Below are 18,404 nucleotides of genomic sequence, written 5' to 3'. Positions count from 1 at the left end.
GATTTTACTTGTAGATTTCGATATAATGTAGACTTGACTGATTTGTGCGCGCAGTAGAAATTTAGAAAGAAGGTGTAACTTATGGCACAACAAACTTTTACACAGTATGATTTTAAACCATTTTTAATAGATGCAATTCGTGAACTACGCTTTACAGAGCCGACAGGAATTCAACAGAAAATTTTCCCGGTCGTGAAAAAAGGTGTAAGTGTAATTGGACAATCCCAAACAGGTTCTGGGAAAACACATGCATACTTACTTCCTACATTAAACAGAATTAATCCAAGTCGTGAAGAAGTACAGCTTGTTATTACAGCGCCTACTCGTGAGTTAGCACAACAAATTTACGAAGAAATCGTGAAATTAACAAAGTTCTGTGCAGAAGATCAAATGATTACAGCACGTTGTTTAATTGGTGGAACTGATAAACAACGATCGATTGAAAAGTTGAAAAAACAACCTCATATTGTAGTTGGAACACCAGGACGTATTAAAGACTTAGTAGAAGAAAAGGCGCTATTTGTTTATAAAGCGGATACTATTATCGTCGATGAAGCGGATTTAATGCTTGATATGGGATTCATTCAAGATGTAGATAAAATTGCAGCACGTATGCCTAAAAACTTGCAAATGCTAGTTTTCTCTGCAACAATTCCTCAAAAATTAAAACCATTTTTGAAGAAATATATGGAGAATCCAGAACATATTCATATTAATCCGAAACAAGTTGCAGCAGGAAATATTGAGCATTACCTTGTGCCTTCAAGACACCGTAATAAAATTGAATTAGTGAAAAATATGCTACTTCAATTTAAACCGTACTTAGCAATTGTGTTTACAAACACGAAGAAGAAGGCTGATGAAGTAGCCGATGGATTAGCTGAACGTGGGTTAAAAGTAGGGCGTATACACGGTGATTTATCACCACGTGATCGTAAAAAAATGATGAAACAAGTTCGTGATTTAGAGTTCCAATACATTGTCGCAACAGATTTAGCGGCACGCGGTATTGATATTGAAGGAATTAGCCATGTTATTAACTATGAACTTCCATCGGATTTAGATTTCTTTGTTCACCGCGTTGGAAGAACTGCACGTGCGGGTCATTCAGGGATTGCAGTGACAATTTATGATCCAGCAAATGAAGAAGCGTTAGATAGTTTGGAAAAACAACGTCATATCGAGTTTAAGCATGTAGATTTACGCGGAGATGAGTGGGCGGATTTAGGTGACCGTCGTCGTCGTAAGAGTCGTAAAAAACCAAATGATGGACTAGATGTTATGGCAACGAAAGTTGTTAAAAAGCCGAAAAAAGTAAAACCAAACTATAAGCGAAAACTTGCAACAGAACGTGACAAAGTGAAGAAAAAATATAGCAATAAAAAAAGATAAGGGATTTCCCTTATCTTTTTTTATCCAGCTATTTGTGAGATTCGTAATCAATATGGGTAGAAAAATATGGATTAAAGCTTCACTTAATCCAGTTCATTTAAATGAAGAGTATAGTCTGTTTAAATAGTCATATAAATTTGTGTAGTGCGTTTTTTGTGAACAAACAATTCACTACATATTTCTACAAATTATGCTATCATTATAACTATTGTATATTGAAGAGGTGATTGTATGTTAAAGATTGGATCTCATGTCTCAATGAGTGGTAAGAAAATGTTATTAGCAGCAAGTGAAGAGGCTGTTTCATACGGTGCAACGACGTTTATGATTTATACAGGTGCACCGCAAAATACACGAAGAAAACCAATTGAAGAATTGAACATAGAAGCAGGACGTAAACATATGGAACTGAATGGTATTAAGGAAATTATCGTCCATGCACCATATATTATTAACGTTGGTAATACGACGAAGCCAGAAACATTCCAATTAGGTGTAGACTTCCTGCGCATGGAAATTGAAAGAACAGCGGCATTAGGTGTTGCGAAACAAATTGTTCTTCACCCAGGAGCGCACGTTGGTGCTGGAGCAGATGCGGGTATTCAACAAATTATTAAAGGGCTTAATGAAGTAATAACGCCTGAACAGACGGTTAGCATTGCGCTAGAGACGATGGCTGGAAAAGGAACAGAGTGCGGTCGTAGCTTTGAGGAAATTGCAAAGATTATTGATGGTGTAAAATATAATGAGAAGCTATCTGTATGTTTTGATACGTGTCATACGCATGATGCGGGTTATGACATTGTAAATGATTTTGACGGTGTATTGAACGAATTTGACAAGATTGTTGGTGTAGATCGATTACAAGTGCTTCATATTAATGATAGTAAAAATGTGCGTGGGGCCGGAAAGGACCGTCACGAAAATATCGGTTTTGGTCATATCGGTTATAAAGCATTGCATCATATTGTACATCATCCGCAGTTAATGAACGTGCCAAAAATTCTTGAAACACCATATGTAGGTGAAGATAAAAAAGATAAGAAGCCACCATATAAATTAGAAATCGAAATGCTGAAAAACGGTACTTTCGATGAGGGGATTCTTGAAAAAATTAAAGCGCAATAAGGAGGGGGGTATCCCCTCCTTATTTTAGTAGTTGCTGAAATAAAGTGTTTACTTGTTGCGCGGTAGCAGGGGAAGTTACTTTTGCGATTTGTTTTAAGAGTTCTAGTCGCTCATTATTATCATAAATGTTAATATTCTTTCCTTTCATAAGTAAAACAATTTGATCAGCTTGTGCAGTTGTAATTGAAACTTCATATTCTTTACTATATTTCAATAACTCTTTTGTAGAAATATGATTTAATTTTTTATTCACAATTTGTTTAATGAGATTCATCGAGTTATCCTCCTTCATACGTTCTTCTATCGAAATATATGAGTGCGTAGCTTGTACATATTCTTATAGAGTTTCTTTTTTCATGAGGAAAAGAAGCGTATGTTATAATGTAAGGACAAAACTACAGAAAAAGAATATAAGGAGGACTTATGGAACAAAAGCAACATCGAAAAGAAAGCGTTATCCATCTCATTTATCGTTTAGTAATGATTATTTTTGGGGCAGCGTGCGCGGCGGTAGCGATTGAATTATTCTTAATGCCAAATAAAATTATTGATGGTGGAATTATTGGTATTTCTCTTATATTAGATTATCTTACTCCTAATATTTGGTGGTTAAGTTTTTCTACTTTAGTTGTTATCCTCAACATTCCGTTTATGTACTCTGGGTATAAGCAAATCGGAAAAACATTTATGTTATCCTCAGCATTTGGGATTGTAGCTTTAGCATTTATTGAATCGACATTACATGCTGTTCCACCATTTACAACTGAGCCCATTTTAGCAACAGTTTTTGGTGGCCTTATTTTGGGGCTTGGTGTAGGACTTGTTATACGTCATGGCGGATCAATGGACGGAACAGAAATTATGGGGATTTTATTAACGAAGAAATTACCGTTTTCTGTTGGTGAATTCGTAATGTTTGTGAACTTATTTATTTTTGCATGGGCAGCATTTGTATTTGGTGTCGAACAAGCTATGTATTCTGTTATGACGTACTATATTGCATTCAAAACAATTGATACGGTAATTCAAGGTTTAGATGAAACGAAAGCAGTTTTAATTGTATCAGATCAGTATGAGGAAGTATCAAATGCCATTTTGCATCGTCTCGGTCGTGGAACTACAAAGCTTGTAGCCAAAGGTGGTTACACGGATAAAGAAAAAGAAGTTATTTATGCAGTTGTAACGCGTTTGGAAGTGACGAAGTTAAAATCAATTGTGCATGAAATTGATGAAAATGCGTTTGTTACGATTATGAGTACACAAGAAACAAATGGTGGTAAGTTTAAATCAGCTATCCACTAAAAAGTTACTTGGAATATTTTTCGAAAGCAGAGAATTTTTCTCTGCTTTTTGTTATAATAGTAAGGTTTCTTGAAAAAATAGATATAATTTAGGCAGATTGGTTTACAACTATAATAAGCTGTACTATAATTCAAATAGATATAAATCGGAATCATTCTGAATTAAAATAGGTGAGATGCTATGAATAATATATTGGAAATAGAAGGATTAACGTTTCGATATGAAGATCGAAATGTGTTAGAAAATATTAATTTGCAAGTTCCGAAGGGAGCTTTTTTAGGTTTAGTTGGGCCAAATGGTTCTGGGAAATCCACTTTACTAAAATGTTTATTAGGCGTTTTAAAGCCTAAACAAGGGAGTATTCGCTTGTTTGGTGTTGATAGCAAGAAGTTTAAAGAATGGAACAAACTTGGCTATGTATCCCAAAAGGCAAATAGTTTCAACTCTGGTTTTCCAGCAACTGTTTTTGAAGTTGTGTCAATGGGGCTCGTTTCGAAAAAAGGTCTTTTTCGCTTTTTCACGAAAGACGACAAGGTGAAGGTAGAAAAGGCGATTGCTGATGTAGGGATGAGTGAATTTCAAGGTCGCAATATTGGAGAGCTTTCTGGTGGACAACAACAACGTGTATTTATTGCTCGTGCGCTCGTTAGTGATCCTGAATTACTTATTTTGGACGAGCCTACTGTTGGGATTGATGTGAAAAATGTGGAAAGTTTTTATGAGATATTAGAGGATTTAAACAAAAGGCTCGGGATCACATTGATTCTTGTTACTCATGATATGGGGGCTGTTACCGAGAAAGTAACACATGTTGCATGTCTAAACCAACATTTACATTTCCATGGGAATGTAAAGGAGTTCCGAGAGTTAGAAGATGCAGAAATGTCCGTCTTATATGGACATCATGTCCATCGTTTAAAACACGAGCATGAGCATCACGGGAGGATATAATGATACAAGATTTTTTACAATATGACTTTTTACGTAATTCTTTATATGCAGGTATTTTAATTGGACTTGTTGCACCGCTTATCGGTGTGTTTGTTGTTATTCGTCGTTTATCTCTTATTGCAGATGCATTAAGTCACGTGACGTTATCAGGTATTGCAGCAAGTTTACTACTTGAAAAAACAATTTTTACAGGTGGCTTTTTAAATCCCCTATATATGGGGATGATTTTCTCGATTGGGGGAGCGTTACTAATTGAAAAGTTACGAACTGTATATAAGCATTATCAAGAATTAGCAATTCCGATTATTCTTTCAGCAGGAATGGGAATTGGAGTTATTTTCATTTCACTTGCAAATGGATTTAACACAGACTTATTTAGTTATTTATTTGGTAGTGTAAGTGCTGTAACGAGTACGGATTTAATTATTATTGGGATTGTAGCAATTGTTGTTATTGCGACAATTATTTTATTATATAAAGAGCTGTTTTTATTATCATTTGATGAGGAATACGCAGTATCAACTGGTCTAAGGGCAAAGTGGATTCACTTTATCTTTATTATATTAGTTGCTCTTGTCATTGCAGTATCAATGCGTGTAGTAGGTGTTCTTCTCGTATCCTCATTAATGACGTTACCAGTTGCAGCAAGTATTCGTATTGCTAAAGGATTTAAACAAACAATTTTCTTTTCCATTTTATTTGGTGAAATTGCAGTAATTGGTGGAATGTTTGCTTCGTATCAACTTGATCTAGCACCAGGTGGTACAATTGTTATGATAGCAGTTCTTATTTTAATCGGTGCGATTTTATGGAAGAAGAAAAAAACTGCATAAAGTAGGGATAGGTATGAATCTAACAGAAGCTTTACGCCTAATGAAAGAAAAAGGATACAAACATACTGGGAAAAGGGAAGAGATGCTCAGATTATTTGCAGCTCACAATCGTTATTTAACAGCAAAAGACGTTTTAGAGCATATGAAGGATGATTATCCAGGTCTTAGTTTTGACACGATTTATCGTAACTTAACGGTTTTTGCTGAAATCGGCGTTTTAGAACAAACAGAATTAAATGGTGAAAAACATTTTCGTTTTACATGTTCCATTATGGAACATCATCATCATTTTATTTGTTTAGATTGCGGGGGAACGAAAGAGATTACTTCCTGTCCAATGGATTTTATGAATAAAGATTTTAACGGTTATGAAGTAACAGGGCATAAATTTGAAATATACGGCCGTTGTCCAAAATGTGCAAAATAAAAACTCGTCGGTTATATAACTGACGAGCTTTTTTGCATAAAAAAGAAGGTTGCTCACAAATATTGTGGGCAACCTTCTTTTTATTGTCCTTGTGTTTCTTTTTCTTTATCTCTTTCAGCAGCCATTTCAGCAGCAATTACATCGATTTCTTTTTTCAGTTCTTCTACCATTGTTTCTTCTGGTACTTTACGAACAACTTGCCCTTTACGGAATAATAATCCTTCTCCACGTGCACCGGCAATACCGATATCAGCTTCACGAGCTTCACCAGGGCCGTTTACAGCGCAACCAAGTACTGCAACTTTAATTGGTACTTGCAGTGTAGAAATATATTCTTCCACTTCGTTAGCGATGCTAATTAAATCAATTTCAATACGACCGCAAGTTGGACAAGAGATAAGTGTTGCTGCATTAGATGCAAGACCGAATGACTTTAATAGTTCACGTGCAACTTTTACTTCTTCAACTGGATCAGCACTTAATGAAATACGAAGTGTGTTTCCGATGCCTTTACTTAAAATTGCTCCAAGACCAGCGGCACTTTTTACAGTTCCAGCAAACAATGTGCCAGATTCTGTAATACCTAAATGTAATGGATAATCAAAAGCGCGAGCAGCTTTTTCATATGCTTCAATTGCTAAATTAACATCAGAGGCTTTCATAGATACGATAATATCGTGGAAATCTAAGTCCTCTAAAATTTTAATGTGATGTAGTGCGCTCTCAACCATGCCATCTGCAGTTGGGTATCCGTACTTTTCTAAAATGTGACGCTCTAATGAACCAGCGTTTACACCGATACGGATTGGAATGCCGCGCTCTTTTGCTGCATTTACAACAGCTTCTACTTTATGGCGACGACCAATGTTACCTGGATTGATACGTACTTTATCAATGCCACCTTCAATTGCTTTTAAAGCAAGGCGATAATCAAAATGAATATCAGCAACAAGTGGAATGTTGATTTGTTTTTTAATATCAGCAATAGCATTTGCTGCGCGTTCATCTGGAACGGCAACACGAACAACCTGACAACCAGCTTCTTCTAAACGTTTAATTTCAGCAACTGTTGCTTCAACATCATGTGTTTTTGTTGTTGTCATACTTTGTATAATTAATTCATTATTACCGCCAATTGTTAAATTACCGACTTTAACTGGACGTGTTTTTGTACGATGAGTCATTTCATTCACGAATAGATCGCTCTCCTTATAAAAGAAGTTTCTTATTTAGTCCCTCATATCAATGATAGTATACGTGATATAGGGCTATAGAAACCGAAGTGCTCGGTTTCACTTTTACTATTGTATCAGCGCCTTTATGTAATTGACAAGGATTAAGTGATCGCTTATTGATATAACGGGAATTTATAAGTCTTTCCAATTTGAATTTTTGTAGCAGATGTACTTTTATTTAATTGTTTAAAGTCATCAATTACCTTTTCAATAGAAGGGATTTTTTTCTTATTAATTTGTTCTGTAATCGAAAGAACGGTCTCACCAGTTTTTACTTCAATTGCTTTATAAGTAACATCTGTTTCTTCCTTTTTGCTTTGTTTTGTAGTTGTTTCTTCTTTTTTTATAGTTTGAGCAGCTGTTGTTTTTTTGTATGAACTTAACATCGGTAAAGTACCGATTTTTATATCGTAATAAAATATATAACCGAGAACAAGCACGAATAAGAATATACCTAATCTCTTCATATTCTTCACTCCTTTGCTAGGAATATATGCTTGTCCAAAAAAAAAATGCCTATTTAGGCATTTTTTATCGTTCTTATTTTTCTTTCGGTTGTGGAACTTCTTTAAGTGTTAAGTATAGAACAATTAAAACAACTGCGATATAAATGAATGTTGAACCAGGTACGACGATTTTAAATAAATCCATAATCATAAAGAAGATTGTTGGAATTGTGTAACTGTAAGCAGTTAATGTCCAAACTTGTTTGTAGGATAATTTACGTTGTCCGCTCATAGCAGAACCGATGAACGCAAGTAAAGTCACGCCTACAAAAGTAATGAATAATTGGAATAGGTACACTAAAAATCCGATAACAAATAATAAAATTGGATAGATACTATCGAATAGAGAAATAAAGTCTTGTAAATCTTTTTTCTCAAGAGATGCACCTAATAAGTCGTTATAGGAATACGTTTGTGTTTGACCATTTCCCATGGAGACTACTTTATCTTTTAAAACAAATAAACCCGTTTTATTTTGATATTTTTCTAAGTCTGTTGAATTTGGATCAAATACGAAAAGGGCATTGCCATCTTCTTTTTCGATAGGTTGATCAATATCTGCTGTTAGTTCGCCATTTTCAATTTTAAAATCAGGTAAATCTTTTTCGATTACTTTATTTACCATATTAACACCGTCTTGAATAACGCTACCGTACAAGAAAGTTCTTGGAATAGTAGTGATTAGGCAAAGAAGCATAATATACAAAATGGTTTTACCGATTTTTTGAAAACGGAAAAGCGCAATATCTTTAGGCGAATATACGCTTTTTGCTAGCTGTTTAAAAATGGACATAGATTCACTTCCTTTATGTATGTATAAAGTCATTGTAACGTAGGAATCTAGAGAATCTCAAGATATATTATATTTACATATAGTGGAGATAACTAAATTTCTTTTTAATAATTTTCTTCTTTTAAATGAGAAAAATACAATTGACACTTTTCTTTTTTATATGGTAAATTTATCTTACATTTCTTAAAGGATATATCCGATAGGAATTCAATTGTTTAATATGTTATTACATACATAATTATGGACCCTTAGCTCAGCTGGTTAGAGCAGACGGCTCATAACCGTCCGGTCGTAGGTTCGAGTCCTACAGGGTCCATACCCATTTCACATGTTTATTATGTCAGCAGGAAGCTTCCTTGTAGAAGGAAGCTTTTTTTACGGAATATATGAGCATTTTAATTGAAAAGAAGTGGGAATTTTGCTACTTTAATGATAGCAAGACAATGTGATTTATTTGTTTGCACCCTATGGCAATTAGGGTAGAATGAAGTTGTATGTCACACATATGGTGGCAATACATAAACTGGGAGGAATATAACAATGGCAAAACACGAATTACCAAACTTACCTTATGCGTATGATGCTTTAGAGCCTCACTTTGACAAAGAAACAATGAACATCCATCATACAAAACATCACAACACGTACATTACAAACTTAAACGCTGCTTTAGAAGGTCATGCAGAACTAGCTGACAAAAGCGTTGAAGAATTAGTTGCAAACTTAAACGAAGTACCAGAAGCAATCCGTACAGCAGTACGTAACAATGGTGGTGGACATGCTAACCATACATTCTTCTGGACAATTCTTTCTCCAAACGGCGGGGGACAACCAGTAGGCGAACTTGCAACTGCGATTGAAGCGAAATTCGGTAGCTTCGATGCATTCAAAGAAGAATTCGCAAAAGCTGGCGCAACTCGCTTCGGTTCTGGTTGGGCTTGGTTAGTAGTAAACAATGGTGAGTTAGAAGTAACAAGCACGCCAAACCAAGATTCTCCTCTAACTGAAGGTAAAACTCCAGTTATCGGTTTAGATGTTTGGGAGCATGCTTACTACTTAAATTACCAAAACCGTCGTCCAGACTACATCGGTGCATTCTGGAACGTTGTAGATTGGAACGCTGCTGAAAAACGTTACCAAGAAGCAAAATAATTATAATAATTATAGAAAAAAGCTAGGAGAATGCTCCTAGCTTTTTTCTATGCTTTCCTTTTACATAATTGGGCTTGTCTTTGGAAGACTAGAACATGAAGTAAAGGAGAGTTGTGTATGAAGTGGAAACATATAATTGGTGACGTTGAAGTGAATCGGGATTTAGTGTTATTGCTCCTTATTGGAGGTTTATACACGCTCGCAATTTCTTTATCGAATACGTTTGTTAATATTTATTTATGGAAACAAACACAAAATTATGTGAATCTTGGCTTGTATAATTTGGCCAGCGTTGTATTGCAGCCTCTCACATTTCTTATAGGTGGGAAATTAGCGAAACGTATTGACCGCTCAATCTTGTTACGAATAGGCGTAGGCACGTTAGCAATTTTTTTTATCGTTGTTTTAGTAGCGGGAAAAAGCGCTTCTCACTATATTTTATTAATGGGGGCTCTTTTAGGAGTCGGATATGGTTTTTATTGGCTCGCGTTTAACTTATTGACATTTGAGATTACAGAACCAGAAACAAGAGATTTCTTTAATGGGTTTCTTGGACTTCTTACATCCTTCTCTGGAATGATTGGACCGATAGCGGCAGGATACACAATTTCACGTATGGCAAAATGGAGTGGTTATACTGTCATATTCTTTCTTTCATTAGTGCTATTTGCAATTGCTGTCGTTTTAAGCTTTTTTTTATCTAAAAGAGAATGTGAAGGGCGTTATGAAATTACAAAAGTATTGAAAGAGCGACGGATTGATAAAAATTGGGGGAGAATTACACGTGCTCATTTTTTCCAAGGGTTGAGAGAGGGAACATTTATTTTTGTTATTTCAGTATATGTGTACTTAGCAACCGATAGTGAGCTCGCATTAGGGAAATATAGCTTAGTCAACTCCGCTGTATCATTTGTATGTTACTACTTAGTTGCTCGTATGTTAAAGAAAGAGTGGCGAAAAAAAGCGATTTTGCTTGGAGGCATTATTTTATATGCGGTCGTATTTTTAGTTATATTCAATGTTACATACACAAAATTACTTATTTATGCAGCATGTATCGCGATCGCATACCCTATTTTACTCGTTCCGTACGGGTCAATGACATATGACGTAATTGGTAGAGCGAAAAATGCGAGAGAGTGGCGTGTAGAGTATGTAGTTGTCCGGGAATTATGGTTAAATGCTGGAAGGATTTGTTCGGTTTTAAGTTTTTTATGTGCTGTGTTATTCTTTCCGCCTGAAAAAAGTTTACCTTTCTTACTATGTATTTTAGGTGCTGGACATTTTCTTATTTATTTTGCAGTTAAAAATGTCAAATATGATGAGGGGAATGTGGGGAAAACCAGCGTTGTAGCGCAAGAAACTACTCAGAATCAAACTGAACCAGAAGGTTAACTTATCGTTTGTTTTATGCTAAAATAGAAAAAGATGTAAGACAGCAGTGAGGACACCTGTATGAAGGTGTCCCTTTCACATTACATAGCTGTTGGTAGAGGGGGTTTGTATGAGCAAGAAGCAGAAACAACAAAAGAAAAAAACTCACGTTCCTTTTCGATTAAACGTGCTGTTTTTTTGCGTATTTTTAATGTTCTCCGCGGTTATTGTAAGGCTCGGATATGTACAAATTGTTCGTGGTGAGGAATATAAGAATGAAGTAGAGAAGAAAGAGAATTCAACGATAAGTAATCCTGTACCGCGCGGGAAAATCTTTGACCGCTATGGGCGACCTGTAGTAGATAATACAGCTGTTCGTACTATTACATTTACAAAAATGAAAGGATCAACTGCAGAAGATCGCTTAGAAACAGCGAAAAAATTAGCAGAGTTGATTGAAGTACCGACAGATAAATTAACAGATCGAGATAAAAAAGATTATTGGATTGCGATGCATAAAGAGGAAGCGAAAACAAAAATTACGAGTAAAGATCGTCAAGAATTGAAAGAGAACAAAATTGACGATAAAGAATTAGACGAGCGTCAACGAAGTCGTGTGACAGAAGAAGAGATTAATCAATTATCCGCAAAAGATTTAGAAATACTAGCGATTAAAAGTAAGATGGACGGCGGATATGCAATGACACCTCAAGTTATTAAAAAAGATGCTACAGAAAGAGAATATGCGATTATTAGCGAGAGCCTAGCAACATTACCAGGTGTAGATACGAATGTTGATTGGGATCGAAAATATACGTATGATGATTTATTCCGAAGTGTTCTTGGTGGGGTGTCGACGGCGGATGAAGGTTTACCGAGAGAAAGACTAGATTACTATCTTGTTCGTGATTATAATCGAAATGACCGAGTAGGGAAAAGTTATCTTGAACAGCAATATGAAGATAGCCTGCACGGTACGAAAGCAGAAGTGAAAAATATTACAGATAAAAATGGTAATATTTTGGAAACGATTAATGTATCGCAAGGACAAAGCGGTAATGACCTGAACTTAACAATTGATATGGAATTACAAAAGCGTGTGGAAGATATTCTTGCGAAAAACTTAATGAGATTTAAAGGAGCGGAACCTCTTTTAGATCGTGCTTTCGTTGTTATGACGAATCCGAAAAACGGTGAAGTGTTATCTATGGCTGGAAAACAGCTTGTTACGAATGATGAAGGAAAAACTGATGTGAAAGATTTCGCTTTAGGTACGATGACAAGCTCGTATCCTGTAGGTTCAACAGTAAAAGGTGCAACGATTCTGACAGGGTATCAAACAGGTGCAATTCAACCAGGATCGGTACAGTTAGATGAACCAATCAAATTAAAAGGTACACCGACGAAATCATCTTGGAAAACAATGGGGTATATTAATGATCTTACAGCGTTAAAAATGTCTTCTAACGTATATATGTTTAAAACAGCGATGAATATTGCTAATGTTCCATATGTGAGAGGTGGTACGTTAGATATAAAACAAAAATCATTTGATACGATGCGTTACTATTTCGGGCAGTTTGGATTAGGTGTAAAAACAGGAATTGATTTACCGAATGAATCTGCTGGTCAGATGGGTAGAACAGACAATATCCCAGGGTTTTTACTTGATTATGCAATCGGTCAATATGATACGTATACACCACTTCAATTAGCTCAGTATATTTCAACAATTGCCAATGGTGGATATCGTATGCAGCCGCAAGTTGTGAAAGAGATTCGTCAACCGGCAGTGAAACCGGAGGAAGTTGGAAAAGTTGTTCATTCGATGGAACCGAAAGTGCTAAATCGTATTGATATGCCTGAATCACAAATTAAACGTGTTCAAGAAGGATTTAGACAAGTATTTAACGATTCGGGTGGTACAGCTACAAAATACTTTACAGGTGCAAAATATAAAGCTGCAGGGAAAACCGGTACAGCTCAAACTGTGTATGGCGGAGATAAAGAGATTGGTAGAAATGCAAAAGGTGAGCGTGTTCAAGTTTATAACTTAACATTAGTAGGTTATGCGCCACTTGAAGACCCTGAAGTAGCATTTTCTGTTGTTGTTCCGTGGGTACATGATGATAAGACTGGTATTAATGGATATATTAGTCGTGAAATTATGGATGCTTACTTTGATTTGAAAAACCAAGAAATAAATGGTGAAGCTCCAAAAGATGCAAAAGATAATAAAAATGAAAAAGAAGATCAAGATGAGGAATAAAAAAGTTGTAAAAAAAGCACACTATCTGAAAAGATAGTGTGCTTTTTTTTATGGTTTATGCATATCGTGTAATAAATGTGGACAAGTATAAAATGTTGGAAAAAGCACGCGGTCTCACAAATGATAATTTTATATTGTGTATAGGGGGATAACTGTCTTATGGACTAATTAATTATCAGTGGAAATGAATAGCGGCTACTGATTAAACTTTTATCTTATGTTGATTCCTGTGGAACTTTACAAAACTTTTACAAACAATTAAAACCGAATTAATAGTTTAGCAGTATTCTTATATCTGTAATCCTGTTATTTCCGGTTACTTCTAGGAGGAAGAACACGTGAAATGGATGAGTGCATCGATTAAAGTTTTTATATTATCGACATGGTTCCTTTGTTTTGACATGTCTACTGCATTTGCTGTGAACGAAATGGGAGAAGTGAGAGTTGATGGATCCTCAACGGTTTTTCCTATTATAGAAGCAGTAGCGGAGGAATATACAAAGGAGCATCCAAACGTGAAAATTTCTATTAGTGTTTCTGGAACTGGAGGAGGATTTAATCGTTTCAGTAAAGGAGAAGTGGATATAAATAATGCTTCGAGAGTAATGAAACAAGTGGAAGAAAATGAAATGAAGAATAACTCCATTCAGTTTACACCCTTTGAGGTTGCTTATGATGGTCTTACGATTGTTGTAAATCGTCACAATACTTGGGTAGACAATATGACAGTAGACGAGTTACGTCTCTTATGGAGTGAAGATGGAAGAGAGAAGCGATGGTCGCAAGTTCATTCAACATGGCCACGTGCACAAGTGAAGTTTTATGCACCAGGTGTAGACTCTGGTACTTATGATTATTTTCAAAATGTCATCTTACAAAATCGTCGCATTGTAAAAAAAGTCTCTTTGTCTGAAGATGATCAAGTTATTATGCAAGGAGTAATGCATGATAAAAATGCCATTGCTTTTGTAGGATATGCTTATTATATGGCCAATCGAGATAGGGTGAAAGCGATAAAAGTGAACGGTGTATTTCCGACGAAAGAGACTATTCAATCAGGTGATTATAAGCCGTTATCTAGATCGTTATTTACTTATGTGAATGATGCATCTATCCGACAAAAAATAAATGTAGCAAATTATGTTGAGTTTATGATCAAACATGTTGGTAACCTCGCTGAAGAGGTTGGATATGTAAAATTACGAAAAGAAAAATATAATGAACAGCTGCGAATGTTAACAGAAATCAAAAGGTAATGTCAGGGTGGAAAGGGGTTTTCATCTTTGGCTCATAATGACAAAAGTCAAATTACATTTTCTGTACAACATTTGATTGAAAGAAATACAAAACAAAGAAAAAAAACGCAGCGAATCAATCAAATAGTTCCATTATTATTAAAAATAATTGCTAGTGTGTCTATTGTGACGACAATTGGAATTATTTTTACGTTGGCAAATGAAACAATGATGTTTTTTCAAAAAATATCATTATACTCCTTTTTGACGGAGAAAGAATGGTTACCATTTTTTGAAGATCCTAAATTCGGTATATTACCACTTATATGTGGAACAGTCCTTGTAACAGCAATCGCCATGTTTGTAGCAATTCCTATCGGTTTAGCGTGTGCTGTATTTTTGAGCGAATACGCTTCAAACGGTGCGCGAAAAATATTAAAGCCGATGTTAGAACTATTAGCAGGTATCCCGACAATTGTATATGGTTTTTTTGCATTAACAGTTGTCACGCCACTTTTACAACGAATGATACCGGATTTACAGTTTTTTAATGCAATTAGTCCAGGAATCGTGATTGGATTTATGATGATACCTACAGTTGCATCTTTATCTGAAGACTCGATGAGAGCTGTGGCGAAAGGAACGAAAGAAGCCTCGTTAGCGCTCGGTGCGACTCGGTTTGAGATGGTAAAACAAGTAGTGTTTCCCGCAGCTTTTACAGGAATTATGGCAGCGATTATATTAGCGGCTTCTAGGGCAATCGGTGAAACAATGATAGTTGTAATTGCAGCGGGATCCACACCGAATGTATCGCTGGATCCGACGCACTCTATTCAAACGTTAACAGCCTATATTGTGCAAGTGAGTTTAGGCGATGCTCCGCATGGAACGATTGCTTATTACAGTATGTATGCCGTAGGCGCAACGTTATTCTTGTTTACTTTTATAATGAACATCATTTCGCAGTATATTGTGCGCCGTTTTAGGAGGGTGACATAATATGCGAATGTTGAATCATAAAAAAATACAAGAAAATATGGCATCACGTTTTTTTAAAGATCGAATTTACAAATTGTTATTTTATATAGCAATTTTGTTTTCAATCGTAATTTTGCTTATTTTGCTTTTTCAAATTTTTGAAAAAGGGTTAAGCTATCTTTCAATAGATTTCTTTACAAACTTCGCTTCACGTAATCCGAAAGAAGCCGGGATTGCTGCAGCTTTGTCGGGGACAATATTATTTATGAGTATTGTTATACCGGTCTCGTTTATATTTGGAGTCGGGACTGCCCTTTATTTAGAGCAATATGCGAAGGAATCTATATTTAAAAAGGTAATAGAAATTAATAATCAAACGTTAGCAGGAGTACCTTCCGTTGTATTTGGATTACTTGGCTTAACTATTTTTGTATATGCTCTTCATTTAGGCGAGAGTATTGTTGCAGCGGCGCTGACGATGAGTTTGCTCGTCTTACCGACAGTTGTTGTAGCTAGTCAAGAAGCGATACGATCTGTACCAAGTTCATTATTAGAGGCTTCTTACGGATTAGGTGCTACGAAGTGGCAAACGATGTATCAAATTGTATTGCCGGTAGCTTTCCCAGGAATTATAACGGGTTGTACGTTAGCGGTATCAAGAGCAATTGGAGAAGCGGCACCGTTGTTAGTAATCGGAGCATTAGCGTTTGCAAATTATGTTCCATTTAGTATGTTTGATAGATTTACAGTTTTACCAATTCAAATTTTTAATTGGATGAGTAGACCACAAGAAGAATTTCAGTATGTAGCAGCAGCTGGGATGATTGTTTTGCTAGGTCTGTTACTCTTTATCAATATATTTGTCTTATGGTTACGAAATCGAAAATAAGTTGGAAGTGGATGAAAGGGGAATTCAAATGGTAGCAACAGTAGTAAATGTACAGGTGAAAAACGAAGAGAAAATCGAGACTGCTCCAAAAAAAGTAGTATTTGATACGAAAAACCTAAATTTATGGTATGGAGAAGACCATGCTTTAAAGGATATTAACTTAAGTATTCATGAGAATGAAGTTACAGCAATTATTGGACCAAGTGGTTGCGGTAAATCAACGTACTTAAAAACATTAAATCGTATGGTAGAGTTAGTACCGATCGTTCGAACTACAGGCGTGATTGAATATAGAGAACGTAATATATTTGATAAATCGTATCCAGTTGAAGAATTACGCACACATGTAGGAATGGTGTTCCAAAAGCCAAATCCATTTCCAAAATCTATTTATGAAAATGTAGCATATGGACCGAAAATCCACGGTGTTCGTGATAAAAAAACGTTGGACGAAATTGTTGAAAAAAGTTTACGCGGGGCAGCAATTTGGGATGAATTAAAAGATCGTTTGCATGATAACGCATACGGTTTATCTGGTGGACAGCAACAACGCTTATGTATTGCACGTTGCTTAGCGATTGAACCAGACGTTATTTTAATGGATGAACCAACATCGGCGTTAGATCCAATTTCGACGTTAAAAGTAGAAGAATTAATTCAAGAGTTAAAGAAAGACTTTAGTATTGTAATTGTAACGCATAACATGCAACAAGCAGCGCGTATTTCAGATAAAACAGCTTTCTTCTTAAGTGGGGAAGTTGTGGAGTATACAGATACAAATAAATTATTCACAACCCCTTCAGATAAGCGTACAGAAGACTATATCACAGGACGATTCGGTTGATATCGCTAGCAAGGCTAAGAGAAAATGCCCTCTTAACAGAGGGCATTTCTTATTTTTACCTCATTTTAATAGAGAATTAAAACTTCTCCTATCTTACTGCTTATGGCAAGTATAAGAGGTTAAATAGGAGATTTATATAAAATGGCACATAATATTGAGGGGGAAGAAACGATGGTAAGAGAACAGTTTCAGTGTGATTTAAAAACGTTACAGCAAAAGGTAATTGAGCTTGGTGAATTAGCAAAGGAAGCTTTATTAATTGCTATGGAAGGTCTGCATACAAGAGATGTAGAGAAAGCGTTAGAGGTCATTGATGGTGATTACCGCATGGATAATTTAGAAGAGGAAATAAACGATCTTGCTCTTATGCTTATTACGAAGCAACAGCCTGTAGCAAGTGATTTAAGAAGAATTTTTATCTCAATTAAAACAGCGACAGATTTAGAGCGTATTGCAGACCATGCTGTTAATATTGCGAAATCCACAATTCGTCTTGGGGAAAAAGAAGTAACAGTTAGTTTGCAAAATCTTGATGAAATGTTTGCGATTGCTCATAAGATGCTAAATTTAGCATTGGAAGCATACGAACAAGAAAATTTAACTTTTGCTAAACAAATTGCTGAGATGGATGATTCAGTTGATGAAATATATGGGAAGGCAATTCGTGAATTTATATCCTCGATCCCTGAACAACCAGAAGCTATTACACAAATTACACAATTATCCTTTGTTGCAAGATATATTGAGCGTGTAGCAGATCATGTTACAAATATTGCTGAGAATGTATTTTATTTAGTAAAAGGAAAGCATTATTTATTGAATGAATAGGAAGGAAAGTAGGTGATGAGAAATCACCTGCTTTTTTTAGTCAAAACATGACAAAAAAAGCTCATTGTTTCCTTTAGTTTATGATGATAAGATGTATCATAATATAATGGGAAAATTAGTATTATTGGTTTTTATTCAGTGCTTTTTTACTAAGTTAATAGTAAGCGCTTTCTTTGTTGTTTGAGGGTGATAAAAATAGCCCTTCTTATTAAAGTTTCATTTTATATGGAAGAAGATTATAAGTAGAGATTTTCCATAGCACAATGAT

18 protein-coding genes and 1 tRNA gene are annotated in these 18,404 nt (G+C 35.5%); 15 read left to right on the top strand and 4 right to left on the bottom strand.

Annotation, left to right across the window (positions count from 1 at the left end; genetic code table 11):
- The first annotated feature begins 81 nt into the window (after positions 1-81).
- A complete protein-coding gene (locus tag ACS2MN_RS15040; RefSeq protein ID WP_000068687.1) occupies positions 82-1,392 on the top strand; it encodes a DEAD/DEAH box helicase in 1,311 nt (436 codons plus the stop codon).
- 231 nt (positions 1,393-1,623) lie between these two features.
- Positions 1,624-2,520: a deoxyribonuclease IV gene (locus ACS2MN_RS15035; protein WP_000912463.1), complete on the top strand. Its 897-nt coding sequence runs from the start codon at positions 1,624-1,626 to the stop codon at positions 2,518-2,520.
- Positions 2,521-2,539: 19 nt separating this feature from the next.
- On the opposite strand, the gene ACS2MN_RS15030 is transcribed toward ACS2MN_RS15035, so the two are convergent.
- Positions 2,540-2,794, bottom strand: coding sequence for a DUF2624 domain-containing protein (locus ACS2MN_RS15030; protein ID WP_001048958.1), 255 nt, complete (start codon positions 2,792-2,794; stop codon positions 2,540-2,542).
- Positions 2,795-2,943: 149 nt separating this feature from the next.
- On the opposite strand from ACS2MN_RS15030, the gene ACS2MN_RS15025 reads away from it, so the two are divergent.
- The 4 genes from ACS2MN_RS15025 to ACS2MN_RS15010 all read left to right on the top strand — a co-directional run bounded on the left by ACS2MN_RS15025 (position 2,944) and on the right by ACS2MN_RS15010 (position 6,033).
- Positions 2,944-3,822, top strand: a complete 879-nt coding sequence (locus ACS2MN_RS15025) for a YitT family protein (RefSeq protein WP_000435957.1) — start codon at positions 2,944-2,946, stop codon at positions 3,820-3,822.
- Positions 3,823-4,002: 180 nt separating this feature from the next.
- Positions 4,003-4,773, top strand: a complete 771-nt coding sequence (locus ACS2MN_RS15020; protein WP_001059667.1) for a metal ABC transporter ATP-binding protein — start codon at positions 4,003-4,005, stop codon at positions 4,771-4,773.
- Entirely contained in the window at positions 4,773-5,606 is an 834-nt protein-coding gene (locus ACS2MN_RS15015) for a metal ABC transporter permease (protein ID WP_000613814.1), read from the top strand. Before ACS2MN_RS15020 ends, ACS2MN_RS15015 begins: the two co-directional genes overlap by 1 nt.
- Before the next feature lie 13 nt (positions 5,607-5,619).
- Positions 5,620-6,033 carry a Fur family transcriptional regulator gene (locus ACS2MN_RS15010; RefSeq protein WP_001054515.1) on the top strand — a complete coding sequence of 138 codons (414 nt, stop codon included), beginning with the start codon at positions 5,620-5,622 and terminating at the stop codon, positions 6,031-6,033.
- An 80-nt stretch (positions 6,034-6,113) separates the two neighbouring features.
- On the opposite strand, the gene ispG is transcribed toward ACS2MN_RS15010, so the two are convergent.
- The 3 genes from ispG to yqgB form a co-directional block, all read right to left on the bottom strand.
- Positions 6,114-7,217: a flavodoxin-dependent (E)-4-hydroxy-3-methylbut-2-enyl-diphosphate synthase gene (gene ispG / locus ACS2MN_RS15005; RefSeq protein WP_180250243.1), complete on the bottom strand. Its 1,104-nt coding sequence runs from the start codon at positions 7,215-7,217 to the stop codon at positions 6,114-6,116.
- A 164-nt stretch (positions 7,218-7,381) separates the two neighbouring features.
- The gene (locus tag ACS2MN_RS15000; protein ID WP_000825413.1) at positions 7,382-7,735 is read right to left on the bottom strand and encodes a hypothetical protein; all 354 of its coding nucleotides are present in this window, start codon (positions 7,733-7,735) and stop codon (positions 7,382-7,384) included.
- Between the two features lie 73 nt (positions 7,736-7,808).
- On the bottom strand, positions 7,809-8,567 hold the full coding sequence (gene yqgB, locus ACS2MN_RS14995; RefSeq protein WP_000021677.1) for a protein YqgB: 759 nt from the start codon (positions 8,565-8,567) through the stop codon (positions 7,809-7,811).
- Positions 8,568-8,809: 242 nt separating this feature from the next.
- On the opposite strand from yqgB, the gene ACS2MN_RS14990 reads away from it, so the two are divergent.
- The 9 genes from ACS2MN_RS14990 (at position 8,810) to phoU (ending at position 18,136) form a co-directional block, all read left to right on the top strand.
- Positions 8,810-8,883: transfer RNA gene (locus ACS2MN_RS14990), tRNA-Ile, on the top strand.
- Positions 8,884-9,107: 224 nt separating this feature from the next.
- Positions 9,108-9,719 carry a superoxide dismutase [Mn] gene (sodA, locus tag ACS2MN_RS14985; RefSeq protein ID WP_001052031.1) on the top strand — a complete coding sequence of 204 codons (612 nt, stop codon included), beginning with the start codon at positions 9,108-9,110 and terminating at the stop codon, positions 9,717-9,719.
- Positions 9,720-9,836: 117 nt separating this feature from the next.
- Positions 9,837-11,114 (top strand): MFS transporter, encoded by a 1,278-nt coding sequence (locus ACS2MN_RS14980; protein ID WP_097958085.1) that lies wholly within the window; start codon positions 9,837-9,839, stop codon positions 11,112-11,114.
- A gap of 109 nt (positions 11,115-11,223) precedes the next feature.
- Positions 11,224-13,362, top strand: a complete 2,139-nt coding sequence (locus ACS2MN_RS14975) for a peptidoglycan D,D-transpeptidase FtsI family protein (protein WP_000039002.1) — start codon at positions 11,224-11,226, stop codon at positions 13,360-13,362.
- A 338-nt stretch (positions 13,363-13,700) separates the two neighbouring features.
- Complete coding sequence (locus ACS2MN_RS14970; RefSeq protein WP_000871832.1) at positions 13,701-14,618, top strand: PstS family phosphate ABC transporter substrate-binding protein; 918 nt, start codon at positions 13,701-13,703, stop codon at positions 14,616-14,618.
- A gap of 27 nt (positions 14,619-14,645) precedes the next feature.
- Positions 14,646-15,596: a phosphate ABC transporter permease subunit PstC gene (gene pstC / locus ACS2MN_RS14965; protein WP_000940899.1), complete on the top strand. Its 951-nt coding sequence runs from the start codon at positions 14,646-14,648 to the stop codon at positions 15,594-15,596.
- Position 15,597: 1 nt separating this feature from the next.
- Complete coding sequence (gene pstA / locus ACS2MN_RS14960) at positions 15,598-16,464, top strand: phosphate ABC transporter permease PstA (RefSeq protein WP_001242538.1); 867 nt, start codon at positions 15,598-15,600, stop codon at positions 16,462-16,464.
- A gap of 28 nt (positions 16,465-16,492) precedes the next feature.
- The gene (gene pstB, locus ACS2MN_RS14955) at positions 16,493-17,308 is read left to right on the top strand and encodes a phosphate ABC transporter ATP-binding protein (protein ID WP_000226684.1); all 816 of its coding nucleotides are present in this window, start codon (positions 16,493-16,495) and stop codon (positions 17,306-17,308) included.
- A 171-nt stretch (positions 17,309-17,479) separates the two neighbouring features.
- Positions 17,480-18,136: a phosphate signaling complex protein PhoU gene (gene phoU / locus ACS2MN_RS14950; protein ID WP_033657342.1), complete on the top strand. Its 657-nt coding sequence runs from the start codon at positions 17,480-17,482 to the stop codon at positions 18,134-18,136.
- Positions 18,137-18,404: the final 268 nt, after the last annotated feature.

Source organism: Bacillus cereus group sp. BceL062, from assembly GCF_051780025.1.
Classification (GTDB): Bacteria; Bacillota; Bacilli; order Bacillales; family Bacillaceae_G; genus Bacillus_A; species Bacillus_A toyonensis.
This window is presented reverse-complemented; position numbering and strand designations above follow the sequence as displayed.

What these genes read in the sequence shown, in the direction of transcription:
- ACS2MN_RS15025 (WP_000435957.1), top strand. Translation starts at nt 2,944, where the DNA reads ATGGAACAAAAGCAACATCGAAAAGAAAGCGTTATCCATCTCATTTAT.
- ACS2MN_RS15010 (WP_001054515.1), top strand. Translation starts at nt 5,620, where the DNA reads ATGAATCTAACAGAAGCTTTACGCCTAATGAAAGAAAAAGGATACAAA.
- ACS2MN_RS14975 (WP_000039002.1), top strand. Translation starts at nt 11,224, where the DNA reads ATGAGCAAGAAGCAGAAACAACAAAAGAAAAAAACTCACGTTCCTTTT.
- ACS2MN_RS15020 (WP_001059667.1), top strand. Translation starts at nt 4,003, where the DNA reads ATGAATAATATATTGGAAATAGAAGGATTAACGTTTCGATATGAAGAT.
- pstB (WP_000226684.1), top strand. Translation starts at nt 16,493, where the DNA reads ATGGTAGCAACAGTAGTAAATGTACAGGTGAAAAACGAAGAGAAAATC.
- sodA (WP_001052031.1), top strand. Translation starts at nt 9,108, where the DNA reads ATGGCAAAACACGAATTACCAAACTTACCTTATGCGTATGATGCTTTA.
- ACS2MN_RS15015 (WP_000613814.1), top strand. Translation starts at nt 4,773, where the DNA reads ATGATACAAGATTTTTTACAATATGACTTTTTACGTAATTCTTTATAT.
- ACS2MN_RS15000 (WP_000825413.1), bottom strand. Translation starts at nt 7,735, where the DNA reads ATGAAGAGATTAGGTATATTCTTATTCGTGCTTGTTCTCGGTTATATA.
- yqgB (WP_000021677.1), bottom strand. Translation starts at nt 8,567, where the DNA reads ATGTCCATTTTTAAACAGCTAGCAAAAAGCGTATATTCGCCTAAAGAT.
- ACS2MN_RS15040 (WP_000068687.1), top strand. Translation starts at nt 82, where the DNA reads ATGGCACAACAAACTTTTACACAGTATGATTTTAAACCATTTTTAATA.
- ACS2MN_RS14980 (WP_097958085.1), top strand. Translation starts at nt 9,837, where the DNA reads ATGAAGTGGAAACATATAATTGGTGACGTTGAAGTGAATCGGGATTTA.
- ACS2MN_RS15035 (WP_000912463.1), top strand. Translation starts at nt 1,624, where the DNA reads ATGTTAAAGATTGGATCTCATGTCTCAATGAGTGGTAAGAAAATGTTA.
- pstA (WP_001242538.1), top strand. Translation starts at nt 15,598, where the DNA reads ATGCGAATGTTGAATCATAAAAAAATACAAGAAAATATGGCATCACGT.
- phoU (WP_033657342.1), top strand. Translation starts at nt 17,480, where the DNA reads ATGGTAAGAGAACAGTTTCAGTGTGATTTAAAAACGTTACAGCAAAAG.
- ACS2MN_RS15030 (WP_001048958.1), bottom strand. Translation starts at nt 2,794, where the DNA reads ATGAATCTCATTAAACAAATTGTGAATAAAAAATTAAATCATATTTCT.
- ispG (WP_180250243.1), bottom strand. Translation starts at nt 7,217, where the DNA reads ATGACTCATCGTACAAAAACACGTCCAGTTAAAGTCGGTAATTTAACA.